At 63.7% G+C, this 19,436-nt stretch carries 22 protein-coding genes and 1 tRNA gene; 12 read left to right on the top strand and 11 right to left on the bottom strand.

Annotation, left to right across the window (positions count from 1 at the left end; genetic code table 11):
- Positions 1-167 precede the first annotated feature (167 nt).
- The 3 genes from cgtA to rplU form a co-directional block, all read right to left on the bottom strand.
- A complete protein-coding gene (cgtA, locus tag IPM20_11930) occupies positions 168-1,187 on the bottom strand; it encodes an Obg family GTPase CgtA (GenBank protein MBK9132329.1) in 1,020 nt (339 codons plus the stop codon).
- Positions 1,188-1,321: 134 nt separating this feature from the next.
- The gene (gene rpmA / locus IPM20_11925) at positions 1,322-1,579 is read right to left on the bottom strand and encodes a 50S ribosomal protein L27 (GenBank protein MBK9132328.1); all 258 of its coding nucleotides are present in this window, start codon (positions 1,577-1,579) and stop codon (positions 1,322-1,324) included.
- A gap of 21 nt (positions 1,580-1,600) precedes the next feature.
- Positions 1,601-1,915: a 50S ribosomal protein L21 gene (gene rplU, locus IPM20_11920; GenBank protein MBK9132327.1), complete on the bottom strand. Its 315-nt coding sequence runs from the start codon at positions 1,913-1,915 to the stop codon at positions 1,601-1,603.
- Between the two features lie 228 nt (positions 1,916-2,143).
- Here rplU and ispB point away from each other — a divergent pair, with 228 nt between their 5' ends.
- Positions 2,144-3,112 (top strand): octaprenyl diphosphate synthase, encoded by a 969-nt coding sequence (gene ispB / locus IPM20_11915; GenBank protein MBK9132326.1) that lies wholly within the window; start codon positions 2,144-2,146, stop codon positions 3,110-3,112.
- A 12-nt stretch (positions 3,113-3,124) separates the two neighbouring features.
- Positions 3,125-3,201, top strand: a tRNA-Pro gene (locus IPM20_11910).
- 59 nt (positions 3,202-3,260) lie between these two features.
- On the opposite strand, the gene IPM20_11905 is transcribed toward IPM20_11910, so the two are convergent.
- Genes IPM20_11905 through IPM20_11880 form a run of 6 tightly spaced genes read right to left on the bottom strand, consistent with a single transcriptional unit; the run spans position 3,261 to position 7,122 of the window.
- Positions 3,261-4,592 (bottom strand): sensor histidine kinase, encoded by a 1,332-nt coding sequence (locus tag IPM20_11905; protein MBK9132325.1) that lies wholly within the window; start codon positions 4,590-4,592, stop codon positions 3,261-3,263.
- Positions 4,589-5,254, bottom strand: coding sequence for a response regulator transcription factor (locus IPM20_11900; GenBank protein MBK9132324.1), 666 nt, complete (start codon positions 5,252-5,254; stop codon positions 4,589-4,591). The genes IPM20_11905 and IPM20_11900 overlap by 4 nt, the downstream gene beginning before the upstream one ends.
- Before the next feature lie 5 nt (positions 5,255-5,259).
- Complete coding sequence (locus tag IPM20_11895; protein MBK9132323.1) at positions 5,260-5,559, bottom strand: PepSY domain-containing protein; 300 nt, start codon at positions 5,557-5,559, stop codon at positions 5,260-5,262.
- Positions 5,560-5,562: 3 nt separating this feature from the next.
- Positions 5,563-6,105 (bottom strand): diheme cytochrome c, encoded by a 543-nt coding sequence (locus IPM20_11890; protein MBK9132322.1) that lies wholly within the window; start codon positions 6,103-6,105, stop codon positions 5,563-5,565.
- Positions 6,106-6,128: 23 nt separating this feature from the next.
- The gene (locus tag IPM20_11885) at positions 6,129-6,530 is read right to left on the bottom strand and encodes a DUF1924 domain-containing protein (protein MBK9132321.1); all 402 of its coding nucleotides are present in this window, start codon (positions 6,528-6,530) and stop codon (positions 6,129-6,131) included.
- Positions 6,531-6,552: 22 nt separating this feature from the next.
- Positions 6,553-7,122 carry a cytochrome b/b6 domain-containing protein gene (locus tag IPM20_11880; GenBank protein ID MBK9132320.1) on the bottom strand — a complete coding sequence of 190 codons (570 nt, stop codon included), beginning with the start codon at positions 7,120-7,122 and terminating at the stop codon, positions 6,553-6,555.
- A 167-nt stretch (positions 7,123-7,289) separates the two neighbouring features.
- Between IPM20_11880 and IPM20_11875 the strand changes: the two genes are divergently transcribed.
- A complete protein-coding gene (locus IPM20_11875) occupies positions 7,290-7,742 on the top strand; it encodes an aquaporin (protein ID MBK9132319.1) in 453 nt (150 codons plus the stop codon).
- Between the two features lie 119 nt (positions 7,743-7,861).
- Here IPM20_11875 and IPM20_11870 read toward each other — a convergent pair whose 3' ends face one another.
- Positions 7,862-8,128 carry a hypothetical protein gene (locus IPM20_11870; protein ID MBK9132318.1) on the bottom strand — a complete coding sequence of 89 codons (267 nt, stop codon included), beginning with the start codon at positions 8,126-8,128 and terminating at the stop codon, positions 7,862-7,864.
- Between the two features lie 640 nt (positions 8,129-8,768).
- Here IPM20_11870 and IPM20_11865 point away from each other — a divergent pair.
- The 9 genes from IPM20_11865 to IPM20_11825 all read left to right on the top strand — a co-directional run bounded on the left by IPM20_11865 (position 8,769) and on the right by IPM20_11825 (position 18,390).
- Positions 8,769-10,202, top strand: a complete 1,434-nt coding sequence (locus IPM20_11865) for a histidine kinase (protein MBK9132317.1) — start codon at positions 8,769-8,771, stop codon at positions 10,200-10,202.
- Between the two features lie 2 nt (positions 10,203-10,204).
- Complete coding sequence (locus tag IPM20_11860) at positions 10,205-11,536, top strand: sigma-54-dependent Fis family transcriptional regulator (GenBank protein ID MBK9132316.1); 1,332 nt, start codon at positions 10,205-10,207, stop codon at positions 11,534-11,536.
- A gap of 500 nt (positions 11,537-12,036) precedes the next feature.
- The gene (locus IPM20_11855) at positions 12,037-12,477 is read left to right on the top strand and encodes a pilin (protein MBK9132315.1); all 441 of its coding nucleotides are present in this window, start codon (positions 12,037-12,039) and stop codon (positions 12,475-12,477) included.
- A gap of 173 nt (positions 12,478-12,650) precedes the next feature.
- Complete coding sequence (pilB, locus tag IPM20_11850) at positions 12,651-14,369, top strand: type IV-A pilus assembly ATPase PilB (protein ID MBK9132314.1); 1,719 nt, start codon at positions 12,651-12,653, stop codon at positions 14,367-14,369.
- Between the two features lie 4 nt (positions 14,370-14,373).
- Positions 14,374-15,597, top strand: coding sequence for a type II secretion system F family protein (locus tag IPM20_11845; protein MBK9132313.1), 1,224 nt, complete (start codon positions 14,374-14,376; stop codon positions 15,595-15,597).
- Between the two features lie 96 nt (positions 15,598-15,693).
- On the top strand, positions 15,694-16,575 hold the full coding sequence (locus IPM20_11840; GenBank protein MBK9132312.1) for a prepilin peptidase: 882 nt from the start codon (positions 15,694-15,696) through the stop codon (positions 16,573-16,575).
- Between the two features lie 119 nt (positions 16,576-16,694).
- A complete protein-coding gene (locus IPM20_11835; protein MBK9132311.1) occupies positions 16,695-17,300 on the top strand; it encodes a dephospho-CoA kinase in 606 nt (201 codons plus the stop codon).
- 125 nt (positions 17,301-17,425) lie between these two features.
- Entirely contained in the window at positions 17,426-18,190 is a 765-nt protein-coding gene (gene zapD, locus IPM20_11830; protein ID MBK9132310.1) for a cell division protein ZapD, read from the top strand.
- Positions 18,187-18,390 (top strand): DNA gyrase inhibitor YacG, encoded by a 204-nt coding sequence (locus IPM20_11825; protein MBK9132309.1) that lies wholly within the window; start codon positions 18,187-18,189, stop codon positions 18,388-18,390. Before zapD ends, IPM20_11825 begins: the two co-directional genes overlap by 4 nt.
- 6 nt (positions 18,391-18,396) lie before the next feature.
- Here the strand turns inward: IPM20_11825 and IPM20_11820 are convergent, their stop codons facing one another.
- Positions 18,397-19,410: a Nudix family hydrolase gene (locus IPM20_11820; protein ID MBK9132308.1), complete on the bottom strand. Its 1,014-nt coding sequence runs from the start codon at positions 19,408-19,410 to the stop codon at positions 18,397-18,399.
- Positions 19,411-19,436 lie beyond the last annotated feature (26 nt).

Raw genomic sequence — 19,436 nt, 5'->3', positions numbered from 1 at the left:
CGCAAAACCGCGTCGGCCACATGCAGCCGCACGGTGTGGTAATCCGGTCGGATTATACCAATTCGCCCCGGCATTCCGCCGCGCCACGCGGAAAAAACACGGGACCGAAGTCCAGCCGCTCAGGGCACCGACTCCGCACCCCCCCGGCGCGCAGCGCGTTTACAACCTCAATCCTTGCCTTGCTGTTCGAGCCAGGCCATCACCCGCTCGCTGAGCTCCCGCACGCCGAGACCGGAAAGGGCGGAGACGATGAAATACGGTCCCTGCCAGTCGAGCCGACGCAGGATCTCCTGGCAGACCGCGGCACGCTCATCCTCGGGCATCAGATCGACCTTGTTCAGCACGAGCCAGCGTTCCCGCGCGGCGAGATCAGCGCCGAATTCGTGTAACTCGTGTTCGATGCCGCGTACGGCGCGCACCGGATCCTCGGCAGGATCCAGCGGCGCGACATCGACCAGATGCAGCAGCAGGCGCGTGCGCGCGAGATGCTTGAGGAAACGCACCCCGAGTCCGGCGCCGCTGGAAGCGCCTTCGATCAACCCGGGGATGTCCGCCACCACGAAACTGCGATGCGGGCCCACCGCCACGACGCCGAGATGCGGATAGAGCGTCGTGAAGGGGTAATCGGCCACCTTCGGGCGGGCGCTCGAGACCGCGCGGATCAGGGTGGACTTGCCGGCATTGGGCAGGCCGAGCAGGCCAACATCCGCCAGCACCTTGAGTTCAAGGCGCAGGCGACGCACCTCGCCCGGCGTGCCGGGCGTGGCCCGGCGCGGGGAGCGGTTGGTACTGCTCTTGAAGCGGGCATTGCCAAGTCCGTGATAACCGCCCTGCGCCACCCGCAGCAACTGGCCCGGCGCCAGCAACTCGCCGATGCACTCGCCGGTCTCCTCATCGGTTACGATGGTGCCGATGGGCACCCGGATCTGCAGGTCATCGCCGCTGCGGCCAGTGCAATTCGCGCCACCGCCATTCTCGCCGCGCGGGGCGCCAAAGGAACGCGCATGACGGAAATCGGCCAGGGTATTGATGTTCTCATCGCCGAACAGCAGGACACTGCCGCCATCGCCCCCGTCGCCCCCGTCGGGCCCGCCCATCGGGACGAACTTCTCCCGCCGGAAGCTCACGCAACCGTTCCCACCGTCCCCGGCTCTGACCTGTATGGTGGCTTCGTCGACGAATTTCATGCGCTGATCTCGGAAACACGCTACCGGAATCGACCGACGGGGCGCAGCCACGCCCTCGCGTCCATCCCGTATCCCCTAAACAAAAAACCCCGTCCTGGGACGGGGTCTCGTGTCTGCTTGACGCCGAACCCGGCTCAGGCCGGCACTACGCTCACATAACGGCGCTTGTGCGGACCCTTGATCTCGAACTGAACGGTGCCATCCGCGACCGCGAACAGCGTGTGGTCGCGCCCCATGGCCACGTGCCGGCCCGCATGGAAACGCGTACCGCGCTGACGGATGATGATGTTGCCCGCCTCCACGCTCTCGCCACCGAAGCGCTTCACGCCCAGGCGTTTCGACTCTGAATCGCGTCCGTTGCGGCTACTGCCGCCTGCCTTTTTATGTGCCATGGTGCCCTGCCTCTAAAATCTTCAGCTTGCGGAAATGCCGGTGATCTGCAGCTCGGTATAGTGCTGCCGGTGCCCCATCTCGCGATGATAATGCTTGCGACGGCGGTGCTTGACGATGCGGATCTTCTCGCCGCGGCCGTGCGCCTTGACGGTGGCGCTGACCTTGCCGCCGGCGACATAGGGGGTACCGATCCGCACCGAATCCCCGTCCGAGACCATCAGCACTTTCTCGATGGCGATCGCCGCGCCCTCGCCCGCATCCAGCTTCTCGACCCGGATGACATCGCCTTCCTGGGCCCGGTACTGCTTACCGCCTGTCTCGAAAACCGCGTACATATCCAGCTCCAGCCGTGAAAAAAATCGCCAAAAACCAATGAGGGAATGCAAAAGGAGGGCATTTTAACCAATCGCCCCGAAGAGGTCAACGCCGTTCCCGCCCCCACTTGCCACACCGGCGGACACCCTCTACACTGACTTCCTTCTCCGCGACTATCAACCCGCAATCCCTTGCAAACGGGGTCATGGCCTCAGGTGAACTCGCCGCTGAAAATCGCTCCGACCTCGATGGACCTCGACGAGATCCAGTCCTGTGTCGCGTCCGACCTCCAGGCGGTCAACGCACTGATCCACGCACGCCTGCAGACCGAGGTCGCGCTAATAAATCAGCTGAGTTTTTATATAGTTAACAGTGGAGGCAAGCGCCTGCGCCCGATCCTGGTGCTGCTCAGCGCGCGCGCCCTCGGCTACCCGGGGGCAAGTCACATCGACCTCGCCGCCATCATCGAATTCATCCATACCGCGACCCTGCTGCACGACGACGTCGTGGACGCATCGGAACTGCGCCGCGGCAAGGAGACCGCCAATGCGGTATGGGGTAACGAGGCCAGCGTCCTGGTCGGGGATTTCCTCTATTCACGCGCCTTCGAGATGATGGTGACCGTGAAAAGCATGCGCGTGATGGAAATCATGGCCCGCGCTACCAATGTCATTGCCGAAGGCGAGGTCATGCAGCTGCTGAGCAGCAACGACGCCGACACCACGGAGGAGCGCTACCTGGAGGTGATCCGCTGCAAGACCGCCAAACTGTTCGAGGCGGCGGCCCAGGTCGGCGCCATCGTCAGCGGTGCATCGGCCGCGGAGGAGGAGGCCATGGCCGCGTACGGCCGGCACCTTGGCACCGCCTTCCAATTGATCGATGACGTGCTGGATTATTCGGGCAGCTCCCAGCACATCGGCAAGAACGTCGGCGACGACCTCGCCGCCGGCAAACCCACGCTACCCCTGATCCACGCCCTGCGCCGGGGCAACCCTCAGGAGGCTGCGATCATCCGCAACGCCATCGTGCACGGCGGCCGGGAAAAGATCGCCGAGGTGCTGAAAGCCATTGAATCCACGGAGGCGTTGGCTTACACTGCGCGCTCGGCCCGGGACGAAGCCGCCAAGGCGGCCGCGGCCCTCGCGGTTCTCCCGGCATCCCCCTATCGGGAGGCTATGTACGCCCTGGCCGAATTTTCCGTCAATCGATCATATTGACCGATCCCGTCGCGGGGTGTAGCTCAGCCTGGTAGAGCACTGCCTTCGGGAGGCAGGTGTCGCACGTTCGAATCGTGTCACCCCGACCAATAGAATCACTTAGAACCTCTCCGGGGCGCTGAAGCGGTGAATACCGGGTGGAGAATACCTAGGCTGCGGTGTCGCCGGCCAGAGGCAGCGTGACGACGGCGGCGAAGCCGCCCAGGCACTCCGAGCGCTCCAGCACGAGCTGGCCGCGGTAGGCCGTGACGATGTCCTGCACGATCGCCAGCCCCAGGCCATGGCCGTCGGCGGTCTCGTCCAGCCGGACGCCGCGCCGCGTCAGTTCGGCATAGTCGACCGGCTCGGCGCCGGGGCCGTCGTCCTCCACCGCGAAGCGCCAGTCGCCATTGTCGTGGCTGATCGTCAATGTCACCGCGCCGGCCGCCCACTTGCAGGCGTTGTCGAGCAGGTTGCCGAGCATTTCCAGCAGGTCCTCGCGCTCCATCGCGCAGCGCGTCTCCGCCGGCAGTTGTACCCGGATGTCGAGCGCCTTGTCGCGGTAGATCGCCCGCAGCGTCGCGACCAGATCGTCGACGTCGCGCGGCAGCTCGGCGAGCGCGCGCGTGCCGGCGGCGCCGGCGATGCGCGCCCGCTTCAGTTCGCGCGCGACCAGCCCGCGGACCTGCTCCACCGGCCGGCGCAGGCCGTCGCGCAGGTCCGGAAACGCCTCCAGTTCCGGGCGCTGCGCCTGCTGGGCAATAACGGTGAGCGGCGCCTTGACGGCGTGGGCGAGGTTGCCCACGGCGTTGCGCGAGCGCCGCAGGCGCTCGGTCAGCGCCGCGAGCAGGCGGTTGATCTCGCGCACCAGCGGCACGACCTCGCCGGGCACGTCCTCGCTCAGGGCGGCGCGCCCACCTTGTTCCAGCTCGCACACCTCGGCGCGCAGGTGCTGCAGCGGCGCCAGGTTGCGCCGCAGCAGCACCACCTGCAGGGCGAGCAGGACGGTGAAAAAGACGAGCGACATGGCGGCATAAACGTATTGCAGCCGGCGGATCTCCCGGCTCAGCGGCGTCATGTCCTCGGCGACCACGATGCGCACGGGACGGCCGCCTTTCTGATAAGCGCGGTCCAGCACCAGCAATTGCTGGCCGCGCGGACCCTGTGTTTCATTCACGCCGCCGGCCGGCAGCGACAACTCCTCGTCCCATAGCGAGCGGGAGCGCGCGACCGCACCGTCGATCTCGACGCGGTAATAGTGGCCGGAGAACGGCTGGTGGTAGATCGGACTCACGGTATCGAAGGGAAACCGCGGGGCGCCCGCGGGCGGGACCTCCAGCAGGGCCAGCAGCGTCTCGGCATCGTGCTGCAGGCGCGTCTGTATCTGCCCATGGACGACGTAGCGGATGGCGGCGCTGACAGCCAGCCATTGCACGACGAAGATCGCCGCCAGGCTGAGGGCGAGGCCGAGGCCGAGACGGGACTGCAGCGAGCGCGTCATTCCGGCGGCGCGAAGACGTAGCCCTGGCCGCGCCGGGTCACGATGATCCGCGGCCCGAGTTTCTGCCGCAGGCGGTTGACGTATACTTCGAGCACGTTGCTGTCCTTCTCGCCGTCATAGTCGTAGACGTGCTCGCCCAGCGTCGATTTGGACAGGATGCGGTTGGGATGCAGCATGAAATAGCGCAACAGGCGGAATTCCGTGCCGGTGAGCGCGACCGGTTCCCCATCGCCGCGGATCGCGCACTGCCGTTCCTCGTCCAGCGCGAGACTTCCGGACCGCAACCGTCCGCCGCCCTGGCCCTTGCTGCGCTTGATCAGGGCGGCAAGGCGCGCGAGCAGCTCCTCGACGTGGAACGGCTTGCCGAGATAATCGTCGGCGCCGGCCTTGAAGCCCTCCACCCGCTCGTGCCAAGCATCGCGCGCGGTGAGCACGATCACCGGCGTGCGGTTGCCGCGGCCGCGCCAGTTGGCCAGTACCTGCAGGCCGGGGCGGCGGGGCAGCCCGAGATCCAGCACGATCACGTCGTAGGGCTCGGTGTCACCGAGAAACTCGCCCCGTTCGCCGTCGCCCGCCACGTCCACGGCGTAGCCGGCGCGCCCCAGGTCGCTCCTGAGCTGCGCACTCAGCCGGTCATCGTCCTCCACCAGCAGCAGACGCACAGCGTTCAGTCCCTCTTGTGCTTCAGCACCGCGCCGTCCCGCGCATCGAGCTCCAGTTCCCACACCACGCCGTCGGCGTCGAGCACCTCGATCTCGTAGACGTGGATGCCGTGCTCGCGGTCGAGATCAACCTCGATCACCTTGCCCGGTTGCACGCGGCGCACCTGTTCCAGGATAGCTTCCAGCGGCTGGATCTCGCCAGCCTCGCGCAGTCGGCGCGCCTTCTCATGGTCGTCGTCGCGCGCAAACAAGGCCGGCGGCGCCAGGCTGATCAGCAGCAGGGACAGCAGGACGAGATGGCGCATGGCTCAATCCTCCCAACGGCCGTAGCCGGGAATGTCGATCTCGTGCTCGCGGAACGAGCCTTGTTCGGCCCGCCTGTGACAGGCGTTGCAGCGGCTGAAACTGCCGACCTCGGGGTTGTCGCGCACCATCGCGGGCGTCAGTTCATCGTGCTCACTGCGGAAGAACGGCAACTCGCTGATACGCAGCAGCGTATCGCCCGCGGTGAGCTGGCGCGCGATCTTGCGTGAGCGCGGGTAGTCGGCATGGTCGGCGCTGTTCCGCGTCAGGTAGTCCAGCAGCTGGCCTTGCGTGGCGGCGTCCAGTGCGGCGTTATCGCCGAAATGATCCTCGAGGCCGTTCATTATTGCCTGCCAGGATCGCGCCGGCAACAAGCCCGGCGGGTAGGCCAGATGACAGTCGCCGCATTCGCGAAGATAAACGGGATCGGTCACCGGGGCGACCTCCGAGCCGCGGCGCCACGGGCGATGGTCGTCATCCGCCGCCGCGAGCCCGATGAAGGTTGACAGCGTCGCGACGATCATGAACAAGGCTATGGTTTTCCTCATGGCGGTATCCTCCTGTCGTGGCATCACAGTTGTCTCAGATAAGTCAGCACGTCGCCCTTCTCCTGCGGTGTGCATTCGCGCCCCAGCGTCCAGTCGCAGTTGCGTTTGAACCACTTCCCGATCTCCTTCCCATCGGTCAGACGCCGCGGCGTAACCGATGGGGCAAGAGGATCGATGGGCTTATTGGTTTTTACGTGTCGGCCGGGTTGAGTCGGATCGTTGCCGTGGCAGGTGGCGCACGAGCGCGGCGCACCGGCCTCGCCGGTAAATTCCCGTGCCCACAGCGCGCGACCGCGGTCGGCGGAAAACCCGCCGGCGCCGGCGGTGCGATATTCTCCCAGCAGCTCGTCCACCACAGTGACGCGCGCTGTCGCGCTCAGCGTCAGGCCAAGCAGCAGGAGTGGAACCAGGGCCTGTCGTTTCATCTCGCTTTCCTCCGCGGTTTCTCTAATCGAGGCGCTTCTCACCCGTCCACATCGCCTTGACCAGGTTCTCCCGGTGCAGGAGGCTCTCCATCAGGACGCCGGCGACGTGGACGAACACCAGCAGCAGTACGCCGTTCGCCAGGAATTCGTGGACTTCCTCGAACGACTTGCCGGTGGAACGGGACCAGTGCGCGACGTACGTCGCCAGCGGGCCGGCGTGTTCCTCGACGCCGTACACCACCAGCCCGGTCACTCCGGTCAGGGTCAGGCCGATCAGCAGCGCGATGATCATCAGGCCGCCGGCCGGGTTGTGGCCGAGGTGGCGCGGCGCGCGGCCGGTGAAGAGGCTACCGAGATAACGCAGCGCCCGCCACGGCGAGGCGACGAAATCGCTGAAACGCGCATGGCGCGGCCCAACGAATCCCCATGCGATACGAAAGGCCAGCAGAGACAGCACCAGATAGCCGGCCCAGGCGTGCAGCGTCATGAAATCGTCTTCGCTGAAATAGGCGGTGAAGAAGCCGGCGACCAGCAGCCAGTGGAAGACCCGGACCAGCGGATCCCATACGGATACAGTGAATGAGTTGCGCATCGGACGCCCTTCTGTAGACCTGTTCGATGCGCCCACCTTAGCGCGGCAGGCTGAAACGAAGCTGAACGGATCCCGGAGTCGTGGCACAGGGGGTGTAAGGTAGATGGGCGTACTTGCGTCCCGTGTCCCGGATGTTACCCATCGGTCGTGATGCAAGAAACATCACCATGAAACCATACGGCGCGGAGTTTTTCGGTACCTTCTGGCTGATGCCGGGCGACTGCGGCAGCGCGGTGCTGGCGATGGCATTCCCAAAGGCCGGCATCGGCCACATCTCCGGTTGCCATCTCGACCCCGCGGTATCGATCGGCCTATGGGCGGGCGGCCGCTTCCCGGCGGCGCAACTGGCGCCATACATCGCGGCCCAGGTGCTGGGCGGGTTGGTGGCGGTCGGGGTGTTGTATATCATCGCGAGCGGCCAGGCCGGTTTCGGCGCGTCGACCGGCTTCGCCTACGGCTACGGCGAACATCCCCCCGGCGGCTACTCGCCGTTTTCCGCGCTGGTGCGCGAGGTGGTGATAACCGCGATGTTCCTGCTGATCATCCTCGGCTCGACCTCCAAGCGTGTGCCCCATGACCTGCGCGATCGCATCGTCGAGGCCATAGACACAGCAGGATGATCAATTGAGAGGCGGGATGACGTACGTCGAGTGAAGCGACGTTCACACGACCAGGGCGGACCCCCCGGAAAAAACAAGGGCCCCGTGAAGGGGCCCTCAGCAGAAGTTTCAAACCTGCCTTACTTGTATTTTTTGAACCCGCCACGATTCTGGGGCTTGCCAGGCTTACCCCATTTGTCGTCGTTGTCCAGATAGTGCTTGCCGTTCTTTTCAATGCCCGGCGGCAAGCAATCGGGGCCATTGCCGACTCCGTTGTTGCACTTCTTCTTGTGGTAGGAGCCCTTGCCCGCCAGCGCCGGAGTGGCGCTCAACGTCAGAACCACCGGCACCACATACGTCGTCTTCTTGAGGAAATCACGTCTGGAGGTGTCTTTCAGCCCGTTCATGTCTAATACCCCTAAGCCTCTTCCCACATCCTGTGGCATTAGATAATTGACCCGTTGCGAATACAGGCAACGCACATAGAATTCTATCCCTCCGTCAATATCCCGGCAAGACCGGCCTGCGCCAAGACTCCCAGGACACGGCTGCACGCCAACCAAGGCAACACCAGAAAAATATGTAACTCTATGTAAATATTAAATAAAATAAATGACGGTGCATATCGAAGTCCGGCGATCCGTCACGAATACCCCATCGCCTGCCAATCAACAGAAGTCCACAGACAGCCGGAATTTTGACCATCAAGCCGACCGCCTGGATCACGCGCGATGTCATAAGCGGCCAATCCCTAAACTTCCCCCCTGCGCCGACCGAATACCTGTCGGACATCACTACGACCACACATCGCACAATGCCCCCCATATGAATGCCTCCGTCGACAATCCGGCGCGATATAAGGGTCGCCCCGCGCGCTCTGGTGAAGCTGCGCTCCCGCACCACGCCGGTGATATGGAGTGGAAGCAGCTCCTCTATCTCAATTATTTCCGCGTGTGTCTGGCGAGCGTATTCGTATTGTTGAGCTTGGTCGACCGCCCGCGGCTGCCGACGGGCGAATACGGCAGCACGCTGTTTTCAACGACCAGCATGGCCTACGCGCTGCTCGCCGTCTGCGCGCTCTTCACCATCAAGTGGCGGCGCCCCGGATTCAATGCCCAGGCCTATCTGCAGGTCATGGCGGACATCCTGGCGATCACGCTGCTGATGCACGCCAGCGGCGGGGTGCGCAGCGGCCTCGGCATGCTGCTGATCATCTCCATCGCGGGCGGCAGCCTGATCATGGCGGGGCGCACCTCGCGCCTGTTCGCCGCCATCGCGAGTCTCGCGGTACTGATCGAACAGGCGTACTCCTGGCTGGAAGGTACCGCGCTGTCCCCCAACTACACCCACGCCGGACTGCTCGGTGCCAGCTTTTTCGCCACGGCGATCCTCGCCCACGTGCTCGCGCGCCGGCTGCGCGAGAGCCAGGCGCTGGCGGAACGCCGCGGGGTGGATCTTGCGAACATGGCGCAACTCACCGAGTATGTGATCCAGCGCATGCAAACCGGGATACTGGTGGTCGACGACAATTTTTCCATCCGCCTGATCAATGCCTCGGCCACGCGCCTGCTCGAACTTACGACCAGGGCCGAAGGCAGACCGATCAAGCAGGCCTCGGCCGAACTCGACCGTCAGTTGCGCGAATGGTGGAACAACGACATCTACGAGCCGCAGAGCTTCCGTCTGTCGGAATCCGCGCCGGAGGTGCTGCCGAAATTCGCCCGTCTCGGCACCGACCCTTCCGCCGGCACACTGATCTTTCTCGAGGACATGGCGGCGCTGACCCAGCAGGCGCAACAGCTCAAGCTCGCCTCACTCGGGCGTCTCACCGCGAGTATCGCGCACGAGGTGCGGAACCCGCTCGGTGCGATCAGCCACGCCAGCCAGCTGCTGGCGGAATCCCCGCAACTGGATCCCGGCGACACCCGCCTGACGGAAATCATCCAGGAGCATTCCGCGCGGGTGAACGCGATCATCGAAAACATCATGCAGCTCAGCCGCCGCGGACGGACCCAACCAGAAGAGCTGATGCTCAAGCCCTGGCTGAACCAGTTCATCAATGAATTCACCGCCGGTGAGGGGCTGGTCCCAGGCCGGATCCGGCTGGAAGTGACACCCGGCGACATCCGCGTACAGATGGATCCCGGACAACTGCACCAGGTGCTGTGGAACCTGTGCCAGAATGGCATCAAGCATGGGTCCGCCGATGGCAGGCTGATACTGCGCGCCGGCATTGTCGCGGACTCGAACAACCCTTATCTGGATGTGATCGACAGCGGTCCAGGCGTGGAGCCGAAGCTTCAGCAGCAGATTTTCGAGCCCTTCTTCACCACCGCGAGTGACGGTACCGGCATGGGCCTGTATATCGCACGCGAGCTCTGCGCCAGCAACCAGGCGCGCCTGAACTATCTGGCCAACCCGCTCGGCGGCGGCCGCTTCCGCATCACCTTCGCCGATCCCCGGCGCAGACAGGTGGCCTGACCATGTCGCGCGCACTGGCGCTGATCGTCGACGATGAGCCCGACATCCGGGAACTGCTCACGCTGACGCTGGGACGGATGGAAATCGATTGCCGCGACGCCGCAGACGTCGCCCAGGCCAAGGCGCTGCTGGGCCGCGAACGCTTCGACCTGTGCCTGACCGACATGCGGCTGCCCGACGGCAACGGCATCGAACTGGTGGAATACATCCAGGAAGCCTATGCCGAAATCCCCACCGCGGTCATCACCGCCCATGGCAACGTCGAATCCGCGGTGCAGGCCCTGAAGGCAGGCGCCTTCGATTTCGTCTCCAAGCCGGTGGACCTGCAGGCACTGCGCGCCCTGGTTAATACCGCCCTCAAGCTCAAACACCGACACATGGCGGAACGCTCCGCGCTCGCGCTGCTGGGTGATTCACCCGCAATGAGGCACACGCGCGCTACCATCGCGAAACTGGCACGCAGCCAGGCGCCGGTGTATATCAGCGGCGAATCCGGCACCGGCAAGGAGCTTGCCGCGCGCCTGATTCACGAGCAGGGGCCGCGCTCGGACAAGCCCTTCGTCCCGGTCAACTGCGGCGCAATCCCCGAGGCGCTGATGGAGAGCGAATTCTTCGGCCACAGAAAGGGCAGCTTCACCGGCGCGGCCGGCAACAAGGAAGGCCTGTTCCAGGCCGCGCACGGCGGCACGCTGTTCCTCGACGAGGTCGCGGATCTGCCGCTGCACATGCAGGTCAAGCTGCTGCGCGCGATCCAGGAAAAGGCCATACGCCCGGTCGGCGAGCAGAAGGAATCTCCGATCGACGTGCGCATCCTGAGCGCCACCCACAAGGATCTCGCCGCGCTGGTGCAGGACAATGCCTTCCGCCAGGACCTGTTCTACCGCATCAACGTGATCGAGCTCCCGATGCCAGCGCTGCGCGATCGTGCGGAAGACATCCCGCAGCTCGTCGAACACGTCCTGCACAGACTCTCCACCCAGGGCGGGGAGAAGCCGCCCCAACTGAGTGATGCCGCGCTGGCGGCGCTGACGCGCTATCCCTTTCCCGGCAATGTGCGCGAACTGGAGAACATACTCGAACGTGCGATGACACTGTGCGAACGAGGCATCATCCGGGAAGAGGATCTGCAGCTCATCACACCCAGGGGAAACACGGACATCGCCGTGCCGGTGGCTGTCGAGACCCCGCTCGAACCCTATCTGGGAAACATCGAGAAGGAGACCATCCTGCGCGCGCTGGAACAGGCGCGGCACAACAAGACGGCCGCCGCCCGCCTGCTCGGCATCTCCTTCGGCGCGCTGCGTTACCGCTTGAAGAAGCTGGGGCTGGAATAACGAAAAGCGAAATCGGGGACGGATTTTAAATCCGTCCCCTGGCACCGCCCCGGGGACACACCGATCCCTCGTAGACAGATTTCAAATCTGTCCCCTCGCCTCAGCGATTTACCCCATTACCCTTAATACCCCAAACCCCTTAACACCAAATCCTTAACCAATAATCCGTATTCCCTTGCTGAGCAGAATGTGCTGAAAATCAGCAACACCTGCTCAAGATCCGCAGGTCCGCGGCCGTAATCCAGGGAGGGAGCACGGCCGCTTACGGATTTTTCCATGCGCGGGCATGGGGCGGCGGGCAATATTTGTGACGTCAGTCACGATTTCCACTCTGCTGCACCGGTCTCCCTCCCGATTTTGCCCACGGCCTTTGAATTGGCACGCTTCGTGCACCCTGTTGCGCAAGGCATGCAAATAGCGATGAGCCTGGACCAAAGAGCAAAGTCATAAATAGTTTTCAGTGACGCGAGACACCGACCCCATTTTTAGGAGAGATCCCAATGAAGAAGATGCAACAAGGCTTTACCCTGATCGAACTTATGATCGTCGTCGCGATCATCGGCATCCTGGCCGCCGTCGCGATCCCGGCGTATCAGGACTACACCGTGCGCGCGAAGATCTCGGAAGGTTTGACCATAGCTTCCGCCGCCAAATCCACTGTGGCCGAGAATGCCGTCTCGGGCAGCGATGACCTGACCCGTGGCTGGAGCTTTGACACGGCGACAAATATCGTCGATTCTGTGGAAGTTGATGATGCTACTGGCGTCATTACCGTAACGTATACGCCTGAAGCCAAAGATGTCGTGCTGACGCTGACCCCCGCATCGCCGGTGGGCACGGCTATTGCTGCTGGTACACCGCCGGATGAAGCCATCACCTGGAAGTGCGAAGTCGACGACGCTGCCAACAACAAGTATGTCCCGGCCAACTGCCGCGTCTAATAAGAATCAAGCTTGATCCTTTAGAAGAGGCACCCTTACGGGTGCCTCGCTTTTTTGTTTACAGGGGCAACTGTGGTGTGATGCGCATCACAGCCCAAGGATTCGACTAAATTCCGATGTCCGCGGGCCGATACCTTAGCTGTCACTAAAAGGACTTGATGGATCAGTAGATAATGAGCATGCCGGCCAGTCATACCCACCTCCAGCTCAATGGCCTCGCGCGCCGGCTGGTCGAGGAAAACCTGCTGTCCGCCGACGAGGCGGCCTCGGCACTTGAGGAGGCCACCAGCCACAAGCTACCTCTGGTCCGTCACCTGGTCGACAACAACCTCCTGGACAGCCGCGCCATCGCCTCCGCCGCCTCGCGCGAGTTCGGCATCCCGCTGTTCGACCTCGACGCGATGGACCTCGATGTCTGCGCCTTCAAACTGGTCAGCGAGAAGCTCATCACCAAACACAATGTGCTGCCGCTGTTCAAACGCGGCAGCCGCCTGTTCGTCGGGGTCTCGGACCCGACCAACCTGCAGGCGCTGGACGACATCCGGTTCCACGCCGGCGCCACCACCGAACCGATTCTGGTCGAGGACAAGAAACTCAGTCAGATCATCGCCCGGCTGATCGAGGCCAATGACACGACGATGGAAGTCCTGCAGGATGCCGACCTCGACGGGCTCGACATCTCGACCGGCGACGAAGAGCCCGAGACCAATGGGGGCGAGATCGAGGTCGACGACACGCCGATCGTGCGCTTCGTCAACAAGGTGCTGCTCGATGCCATCAACAAGGGCGCCTCCGACCTGCACTTCGAGCCTTATGAGAAGATCTACCGCGTGCGCTTCCGCATGGACGGCATCCTGAAGGAGGTCGCCGCGCCGCCGCAGGCGCTGGCCAACAAGATCGCGGCGCGCATCAAGGTCATGTCCCAACTCGACATCTCCGAACGCCGGGTGCCGCAGGACGGGCGCATGAAGATGAAGCTGTCCAAGAACCGCGCCATCGACTTCCGCGTCAGCACCTGCCCGACGCTGTTCGGCGAAAAAATCGTCATGCGTATCCTGGACCCGAGCAGCGCCAAGCTCGGCATCGACGCACTCGGTTACGAGCCGGATCAGAAGAAACTTTATATGGATGCGCTGGCGAAACCCTACGGCATGATCCTCGTCACCGGCCCGACCGGCAGCGGTAAGACCGTGTCGCTGTACACCGGACTCAACATCCTGAACACCGAAGACCGTAATATCTCGACCGCGGAGGACCCGGCGGAAATCAACCTGCCCGGCATCAACCAGGTCAACGTCAACCCGAAGGCGGGACTGACCTTTGCCAGCGCGCTGAAGGCCTTCCTGCGCCAGGATCCCGACGTCATCATGGTCGGTGAGATCCGCGACAAGGAGACCGGCGACATCGCCATCAAGGCAGCGCAGACCGGCCACATGGTGCTGTCCACGCTGCACACCAACGACGCGCCGAAGACCCTGACCCGCATGGTCAACATGGGCATCGCACCGTTCAACATCGCCTCCGCCGTCTCGCTGATCATCGCGCAGCGCCTGGGCCGACGCCTGTGTTCGCACTGCAAGCAGCCGCACGAACTGCCACGTCAGGCCTTGATCGACGAAGGCTTCGGGGAAGACGAACTGGACACCTTCACGGTATACAAGCCGGTTGGCTGCGATCAGTGCAACGACGGCTACAAGGGCCGTGTCGGCATCTACCAGGTCATGCCGATCTCGAGTGAGATGGGCCGCATCATCATGGACGGCGGCAACTCGATCGACCTGGCCCAACAGGCACGGAAGGAAGGCATCTGTGACCTGCACCAGTCGGGACTCAAAAAGGTCAAGGCCGGCATCCTGAGCCTTGAAGAACTGCACCGCGTGATTACGGAGTAGACATATGGCGGAAAAGGCACAGAAACTCACACTGTTCGCCTGGGAAGGCACCAACAAGTCCGGCAACAAGGTGCGCGGCGAGACCCGCAGCGCGAGCCTGTCGCTGGCCAAGGCCGAGCTGCGGCGCCAGGGCATCAACCCGACCCGGGTGAAAAAGAAGGCACAGGCGTTATTCAGCGGCAAGCGCAAGAAGAAGATCAGCCAGGGCGATATCGCGATCTTCAGTCGCCAAATGGCGACCATGATGTCCTCGGGCGTGCCGCTGGTACAATCCTTCGATATCATCGGGCGCGGCCACGAGAACCCGGCCATGGCCGAGCTGATCCTGGGCATCAAGGCCGACGTGGAAGCGGGCAACCCGCTCGCGGACGCACTCGGCAAGCGTCCGCTGCAGTTCGACGACCTCTACTGCAACCTGGTCAATGCCGGCGAACAGGCGGGTATCCTGGAGACACTGCTCGACAAGATCGCCACCTACAAGGAGAAGACCGAGGCGATGAAGAGCAAGATCAAGAAGGCGATGTTCTATCCCCTCGCCGTGATCGTGGTGGCCTTCATCGTCACGACCATCCTGCTGCTGTTCGTAATCCCGCAGTTCCAGGACATGTTTTCCAACTTCGGCGCCGACCTGCCGGCGATGACCATGTTCGTGGTCAACCTGTCCATCCTGTTCCAGAACTGGTGGTGGGCGATCTTCGGCGGGATCGGCGGTGCGATTTATGCCTTCATCGAGGCAAAGAAGCGTTCGCGCAAGTTCCAGCACACGCTCGACCGCCTGGTCCTCAAGCTGCCGGTGTTCGGCGACCTGCTGACCAAGGCCGCCATCGCCCGCTTCGCCCGCACGCTGTCGACCATGTTCGCCGCCGGTGTGCCACTGGTGGAGGCGATGGGAACCGTGGCCGGCGCCTCGGGCAACATCGTCTACTCCGAGGGCATCCTGCGCATCCGCGACGAGATTGCCACCGGTTCGCCGCTCAACCAGAGCATGAAGCAAACCGAGCTGTTCCCCAACATGGTGGTGCAGATGGTCGCGATCGGCGAGGAGGCCGGCTCGATCGATGCCATGCTCAGCAAGGTGGCCGATTTTTACGAGCAGGAGGTCGACGACGCCGTCGACGGACTCAGCAGCCTGCTCGAACCGATGATCATGGCCTTCCTGGGTGTTGTGATCGGCGGCCTGGTCGTGGCAATGTATCTGCCGATCTTCAAGATGGGCCAGGTGGTTTAACCCTGCCGGGGCGGATTACTCTCCGTATCAGTGTAGGGGACAGATTTCAAATCTGCCCCCATGCCCAGGTGAAAACTGCTCCTGCATGAGCTCAAGATGGAACTTGTCGCGATATTCAAGGAAAGCCCCGCGTTTTTCATAACTGTCGTCGGCCTGTTCAGCCTGATGATCGGCAGTTTTCTCAATGTGGTGATCCTGCGCCTGCCGGTGATGATGGAACGCCAGTGGCGCGCGCAATGCGCGGAATACCTCGAAGACTTACAGAAGGCCGCGACAGACGAGACCAAGCGTTTCAATCTCGCGGCCCCGCGTTCGCGCTGCCCGCACTGCGGTCACGCCATCACGGCGCTCGAAAACATCCCGATCCTGAGTTATCTGATGTTACGCGGGCGCTGCTCCGCCTGTGGCACGCACATCCCGGCGCGCTACCCCGTGATCGAAGCCGCGACCGCCATACTTTCCATGGTCGTCGCCTGGCGGTTCGGAGTTTCCTGGGAGACCGCAGGCGCGCTTGTCCTGACCTGGTCCCTGATCGCCCTCAGCGTCATCGATTTCGACCACCACCTGCTGCCTGACGGCATCACGCTGCCGCTGTTGTGGCTTGGCCTGCTTGTCAGCCTGTTCAATCTCTTCACCGACAGCCACGGCGCCATCATCGGGGCGCTCGCCGGTTACCTCAGCCTGTGGTCCGTCTACTGGCTCTTCAAGCTGCTCACCGGTAAGGAAGGCATGGGATACGGTGACTTCAAGTTGCTCGCCATGCTCGGGGCCTGGCTGGGCTGGACCTATCTGCTGCCGATCGTGCTGCTGTCCTCGCTGGTCGGCGCCGTCGTCGGCATCACGCTGGTGCTGCTGCGCGGACGTGACCGCAACATCCCCATACCCTTCGGTCCCTACCTCGCCACGGCCGGCTGGATCACCCTGCTGTGGGGACACGATCTCATGGAGGCGTACTGGGGATGGATGGGCATCGGCTAAAAATAATTCCATCAGGACTTGGAGCAGCGGCCCCAGGCCATGGGTTTCCTGGGATTTCACCCCCGCTTTATTAACCTCTCCCAACGTATGATCCCCGCTATGACCATGGCAATTCCCTCATGCTCGTCGTCGGCCTGACTGGCGGGATCGGCAGTGGTAAGACCACCGTGGCGAACGGTTTCGCGGCACTGGGCGTCCCATTAATAGATGCGGACGAGATCGCCCGCGATCTGGTGGCCCCCGGCCGGGACGCGCTGAAGGAAATCGTCGCCTGTTTCGGGTCCGGGATCCTCGATGGTCACGGCGGCCTGGACCGCGCCCGCCTGCGCCAGCGGATCTTTACTGACCCCGGGGAACGGCGCCGGCTCGAGGCGATCCTGCACCCCCGCATCCGTACTGGGATCCTGGCGCGGATACGGCAACTGGATGCCCCCTACTGCATCGTCTCCATCCCGCTCCTGGTCGAAACCGGACAGAGCGACCTGGTCGACCGCGTTCTGGTGGTCGATTGCCCGTCCGAGCTGCAGCGTGAACGCATCGCGCGGCGCGATGGCTGGCCCATGGAAGAAATCGAGGGCGCGCTGCGGGCTCAGGCCTCGCGCGAACAGCGCCTGCGGGCGGCCGACGACGTCATCGTCAATGACGGCGATCTGGACTCACTCCGTCGCTCGATAGCGACACTCCATCGCGGCTATCTCGATCTGGCGGATGCCGCGCCGAATTGAGCGCGCTCGCGCACGATGATTTGCTATCCACCCCGCCGTTATGGAGAATGTGCCGGATTACGCCCGCGAACCCGGCGCCATGCCCGGGCGTATCCGTCACGAGGCAGCGCCCGACATCGGCAGCGATGAACATCATCACTTACGAACAACCCCTGAACGAGAGAATCCGAACCTTTCTGCGGCTCGAATTCCTGTTTCAGCAGGCAAACCACGGCCTGCAGCATCGTTCATCCTGGGATACGCGCGCCAGCCTGACCAATCTGATCGAGATCCTCAATGTTTTCGGCCGCACCGACCTCAAGACCGAAGTCATCAAGGAACTGGAGCGGCTGACCGCCACCCTATCGCGCCTGGAAGCCAACCCTGACGTCGATGGCTCAAAACTCAACGCGATCCTGGACAAGATCGACCTGCTGGTCGACCGCCTGCACAGCTACCAGGGACAGGTCGGACAGGAGCTGAAGGACAACGAGTTCCTCACCGCCATCAAGCAGCGCAGCAGCATCCCGGGCGGGACCTGCGACTTCGACCTGCCGGTCTATCATTTCTGGTTGAAACACGAAGCCGAGGAGCGGGACACGCAATTGCGCCGCTGGCTGTCAGCCTTCGATACCTTTCGCACTGCGATCGATCTTATTCTGAGACTCGTGCGTGAAAGCGCCCCTGCCACGCAGGAAACGGCGAACGCCGGCTTCTATCAGCAATCGCTCGACACTACGACACCGTACCAGCTCATCCGCGTCAGCCTCCCCGTCGACCTCGACTGCTTCGCCGAGATCAGCGGGGGCAAGCACCGTTTCACCGTCCGGTTCATGGAGATGCGCGACTTCGGACGGCCATCCCAGAGCCAGCGCGACATCCCCTTCAGGCTGAACTGCTGCGCGATATGAGGACGGTGTCCTGCCCGTCCTGTCAGCGGGAGATCGAATGGTCGGCCCGCTGGCCGCAACGCCCGTTCTGCAGCGAGCGTTGCCGCCTGATCGATCTCGGGGCCTGGGCGAGCGAGGAATATCGCATCGCCGGTCAGGCCGGCCCGCCCGCGGACGAACGAGACGAATCCGAACTCGTGGCGGCGGATCCGCCGAACTGACCTGAGTCAGCCCAGCTCGGCGGTGGCACGGATCGGGGCGAGGTCGCCCGCGGCCTCCCACAGCGCGCGTATCGCGGCCACCCCCTGGGCACCCGCTTCCCAGGCGGACTCCAGATCCGTGGGTCCGAGGCCGCCCAAGGCATACGCCGGTATCACGGCCGGGTCCAGCAATTCCCGCACGCCGCCCCATCCCAGCGGAGTCATTCCGGGATGACTTTGGGTCGGGCGTACCGGCGACACCACAATGAAGTCGACGCCGAGGCGTCCGGCCCGTTCGATCTGATGACGATCGTGACAGGACGCCGCGACCCATTTGCCGGCCGGTAGCGGGCGCGCCGACAACCGGGCCAGGCGCTCACCGCTCAGGTGCACGCCGTCCGCGTCCAGCGACAGACTCAGTTCAGGGTCCGCATTGAGCAGGATTTGCGCCCCGCGGGTTCGGCACACCGCGATGGCCTCTCGCGCGAGGCCGCGAAATTCCGCCGCGCCGAGAGACTTCGCGCGTAGCTGCACCAGACGGATTCCGGCGTCGAGCAGGCATTCCAGCCGGGCGAGAAAGCCATCACAGCCCGGTGCGGGTTCCGGTGTGATCAGATACAGGGGCGGCAACCGCGCCGCGGTGATGATCGGCGGATTGGCCGCCGGAAAGTCCGCCGGATCCAGCGTCTGCGGCGCGCGCCAGGCCAGGCGCTGGCCTTCGCGTCCGTGTGCCTCGCCATGATAGGCGCCGACCCGCCACACATCGAGCAGCACGGAGCGGGTTGGGTATTCATGGCGCAGACGGATCAACGGATGCGCGGACTCGATCCGCAAGCCCACTTCCTCCTCAATCTCACGCGCCAGCGCCTGCCGCGCGCCTTCCCCCGTCTCGACCTTGCCACCGGGAAATTCCCAGCACCCGCCCTGGTCCACATGATTCGGCCGCAGGCTCACGAGCACCTCGCCGGCGGCATTCGAGATGACGCCCACGGCGACGTGGACCACGACGCGCCCGGCGGTGGATTCTGTGGAGTCAAGCATATACGGTACCGCGGCGGAAGAAAGCG

The organism is Gammaproteobacteria bacterium (genome assembly GCA_016716465.1).
Classification (GTDB): domain Bacteria; phylum Pseudomonadota; class Gammaproteobacteria; order SZUA-140; family SZUA-140; genus JADJWH01.
The sequence above is the reverse complement of the archived record's forward strand: the minus strand, read 5'-3'. Positions and strand labels throughout refer to the sequence as shown.

What these genes read in the sequence shown, in the direction of transcription:
- cgtA (MBK9132329.1), bottom strand. Translation starts at nt 1,187, where the DNA reads ATGAAATTCGTCGACGAAGCCACCATACAGGTCAGAGCCGGGGACGGT.
- rpmA (MBK9132328.1), bottom strand. Translation starts at nt 1,579, where the DNA reads ATGGCACATAAAAAGGCAGGCGGCAGTAGCCGCAACGGACGCGATTCA.
- rplU (MBK9132327.1), bottom strand. Translation starts at nt 1,915, where the DNA reads ATGTACGCGGTTTTCGAGACAGGCGGTAAGCAGTACCGGGCCCAGGAA.
- ispB (MBK9132326.1), top strand. Translation starts at nt 2,144, where the DNA reads ATGGACCTCGACGAGATCCAGTCCTGTGTCGCGTCCGACCTCCAGGCG.
- IPM20_11905 (MBK9132325.1), bottom strand. Translation starts at nt 4,592, where the DNA reads ATGACGCGCTCGCTGCAGTCCCGTCTCGGCCTCGGCCTCGCCCTCAGC.
- IPM20_11895 (MBK9132323.1), bottom strand. Translation starts at nt 5,559, where the DNA reads ATGCGCCATCTCGTCCTGCTGTCCCTGCTGCTGATCAGCCTGGCGCCG.
- IPM20_11890 (MBK9132322.1), bottom strand. Translation starts at nt 6,105, where the DNA reads ATGAGGAAAACCATAGCCTTGTTCATGATCGTCGCGACGCTGTCAACC.
- IPM20_11885 (MBK9132321.1), bottom strand. Translation starts at nt 6,530, where the DNA reads ATGAAACGACAGGCCCTGGTTCCACTCCTGCTGCTTGGCCTGACGCTG.
- IPM20_11880 (MBK9132320.1), bottom strand. Translation starts at nt 7,122, where the DNA reads ATGCGCAACTCATTCACTGTATCCGTATGGGATCCGCTGGTCCGGGTC.
- IPM20_11875 (MBK9132319.1), top strand. Translation starts at nt 7,290, where the DNA reads ATGAAACCATACGGCGCGGAGTTTTTCGGTACCTTCTGGCTGATGCCG.
- IPM20_11870 (MBK9132318.1), bottom strand. Translation starts at nt 8,128, where the DNA reads ATGAACGGGCTGAAAGACACCTCCAGACGTGATTTCCTCAAGAAGACG.
- IPM20_11865 (MBK9132317.1), top strand. Translation starts at nt 8,769, where the DNA reads ATGGCCTACGCGCTGCTCGCCGTCTGCGCGCTCTTCACCATCAAGTGG.
- IPM20_11860 (MBK9132316.1), top strand. Translation starts at nt 10,205, where the DNA reads ATGTCGCGCGCACTGGCGCTGATCGTCGACGATGAGCCCGACATCCGG.
- IPM20_11855 (MBK9132315.1), top strand. Translation starts at nt 12,037, where the DNA reads ATGAAGAAGATGCAACAAGGCTTTACCCTGATCGAACTTATGATCGTC.
- pilB (MBK9132314.1), top strand. Translation starts at nt 12,651, where the DNA reads ATGAGCATGCCGGCCAGTCATACCCACCTCCAGCTCAATGGCCTCGCG.
- IPM20_11845 (MBK9132313.1), top strand. Translation starts at nt 14,374, where the DNA reads ATGGCGGAAAAGGCACAGAAACTCACACTGTTCGCCTGGGAAGGCACC.
- IPM20_11840 (MBK9132312.1), top strand. Translation starts at nt 15,694, where the DNA reads ATGGAACTTGTCGCGATATTCAAGGAAAGCCCCGCGTTTTTCATAACT.
- IPM20_11835 (MBK9132311.1), top strand. Translation starts at nt 16,695, where the DNA reads ATGCTCGTCGTCGGCCTGACTGGCGGGATCGGCAGTGGTAAGACCACC.
- zapD (MBK9132310.1), top strand. Translation starts at nt 17,426, where the DNA reads ATGAACATCATCACTTACGAACAACCCCTGAACGAGAGAATCCGAACC.
- IPM20_11825 (MBK9132309.1), top strand. Translation starts at nt 18,187, where the DNA reads ATGAGGACGGTGTCCTGCCCGTCCTGTCAGCGGGAGATCGAATGGTCG.
- IPM20_11820 (MBK9132308.1), bottom strand. Translation starts at nt 19,410, where the DNA reads ATGCTTGACTCCACAGAATCCACCGCCGGGCGCGTCGTGGTCCACGTC.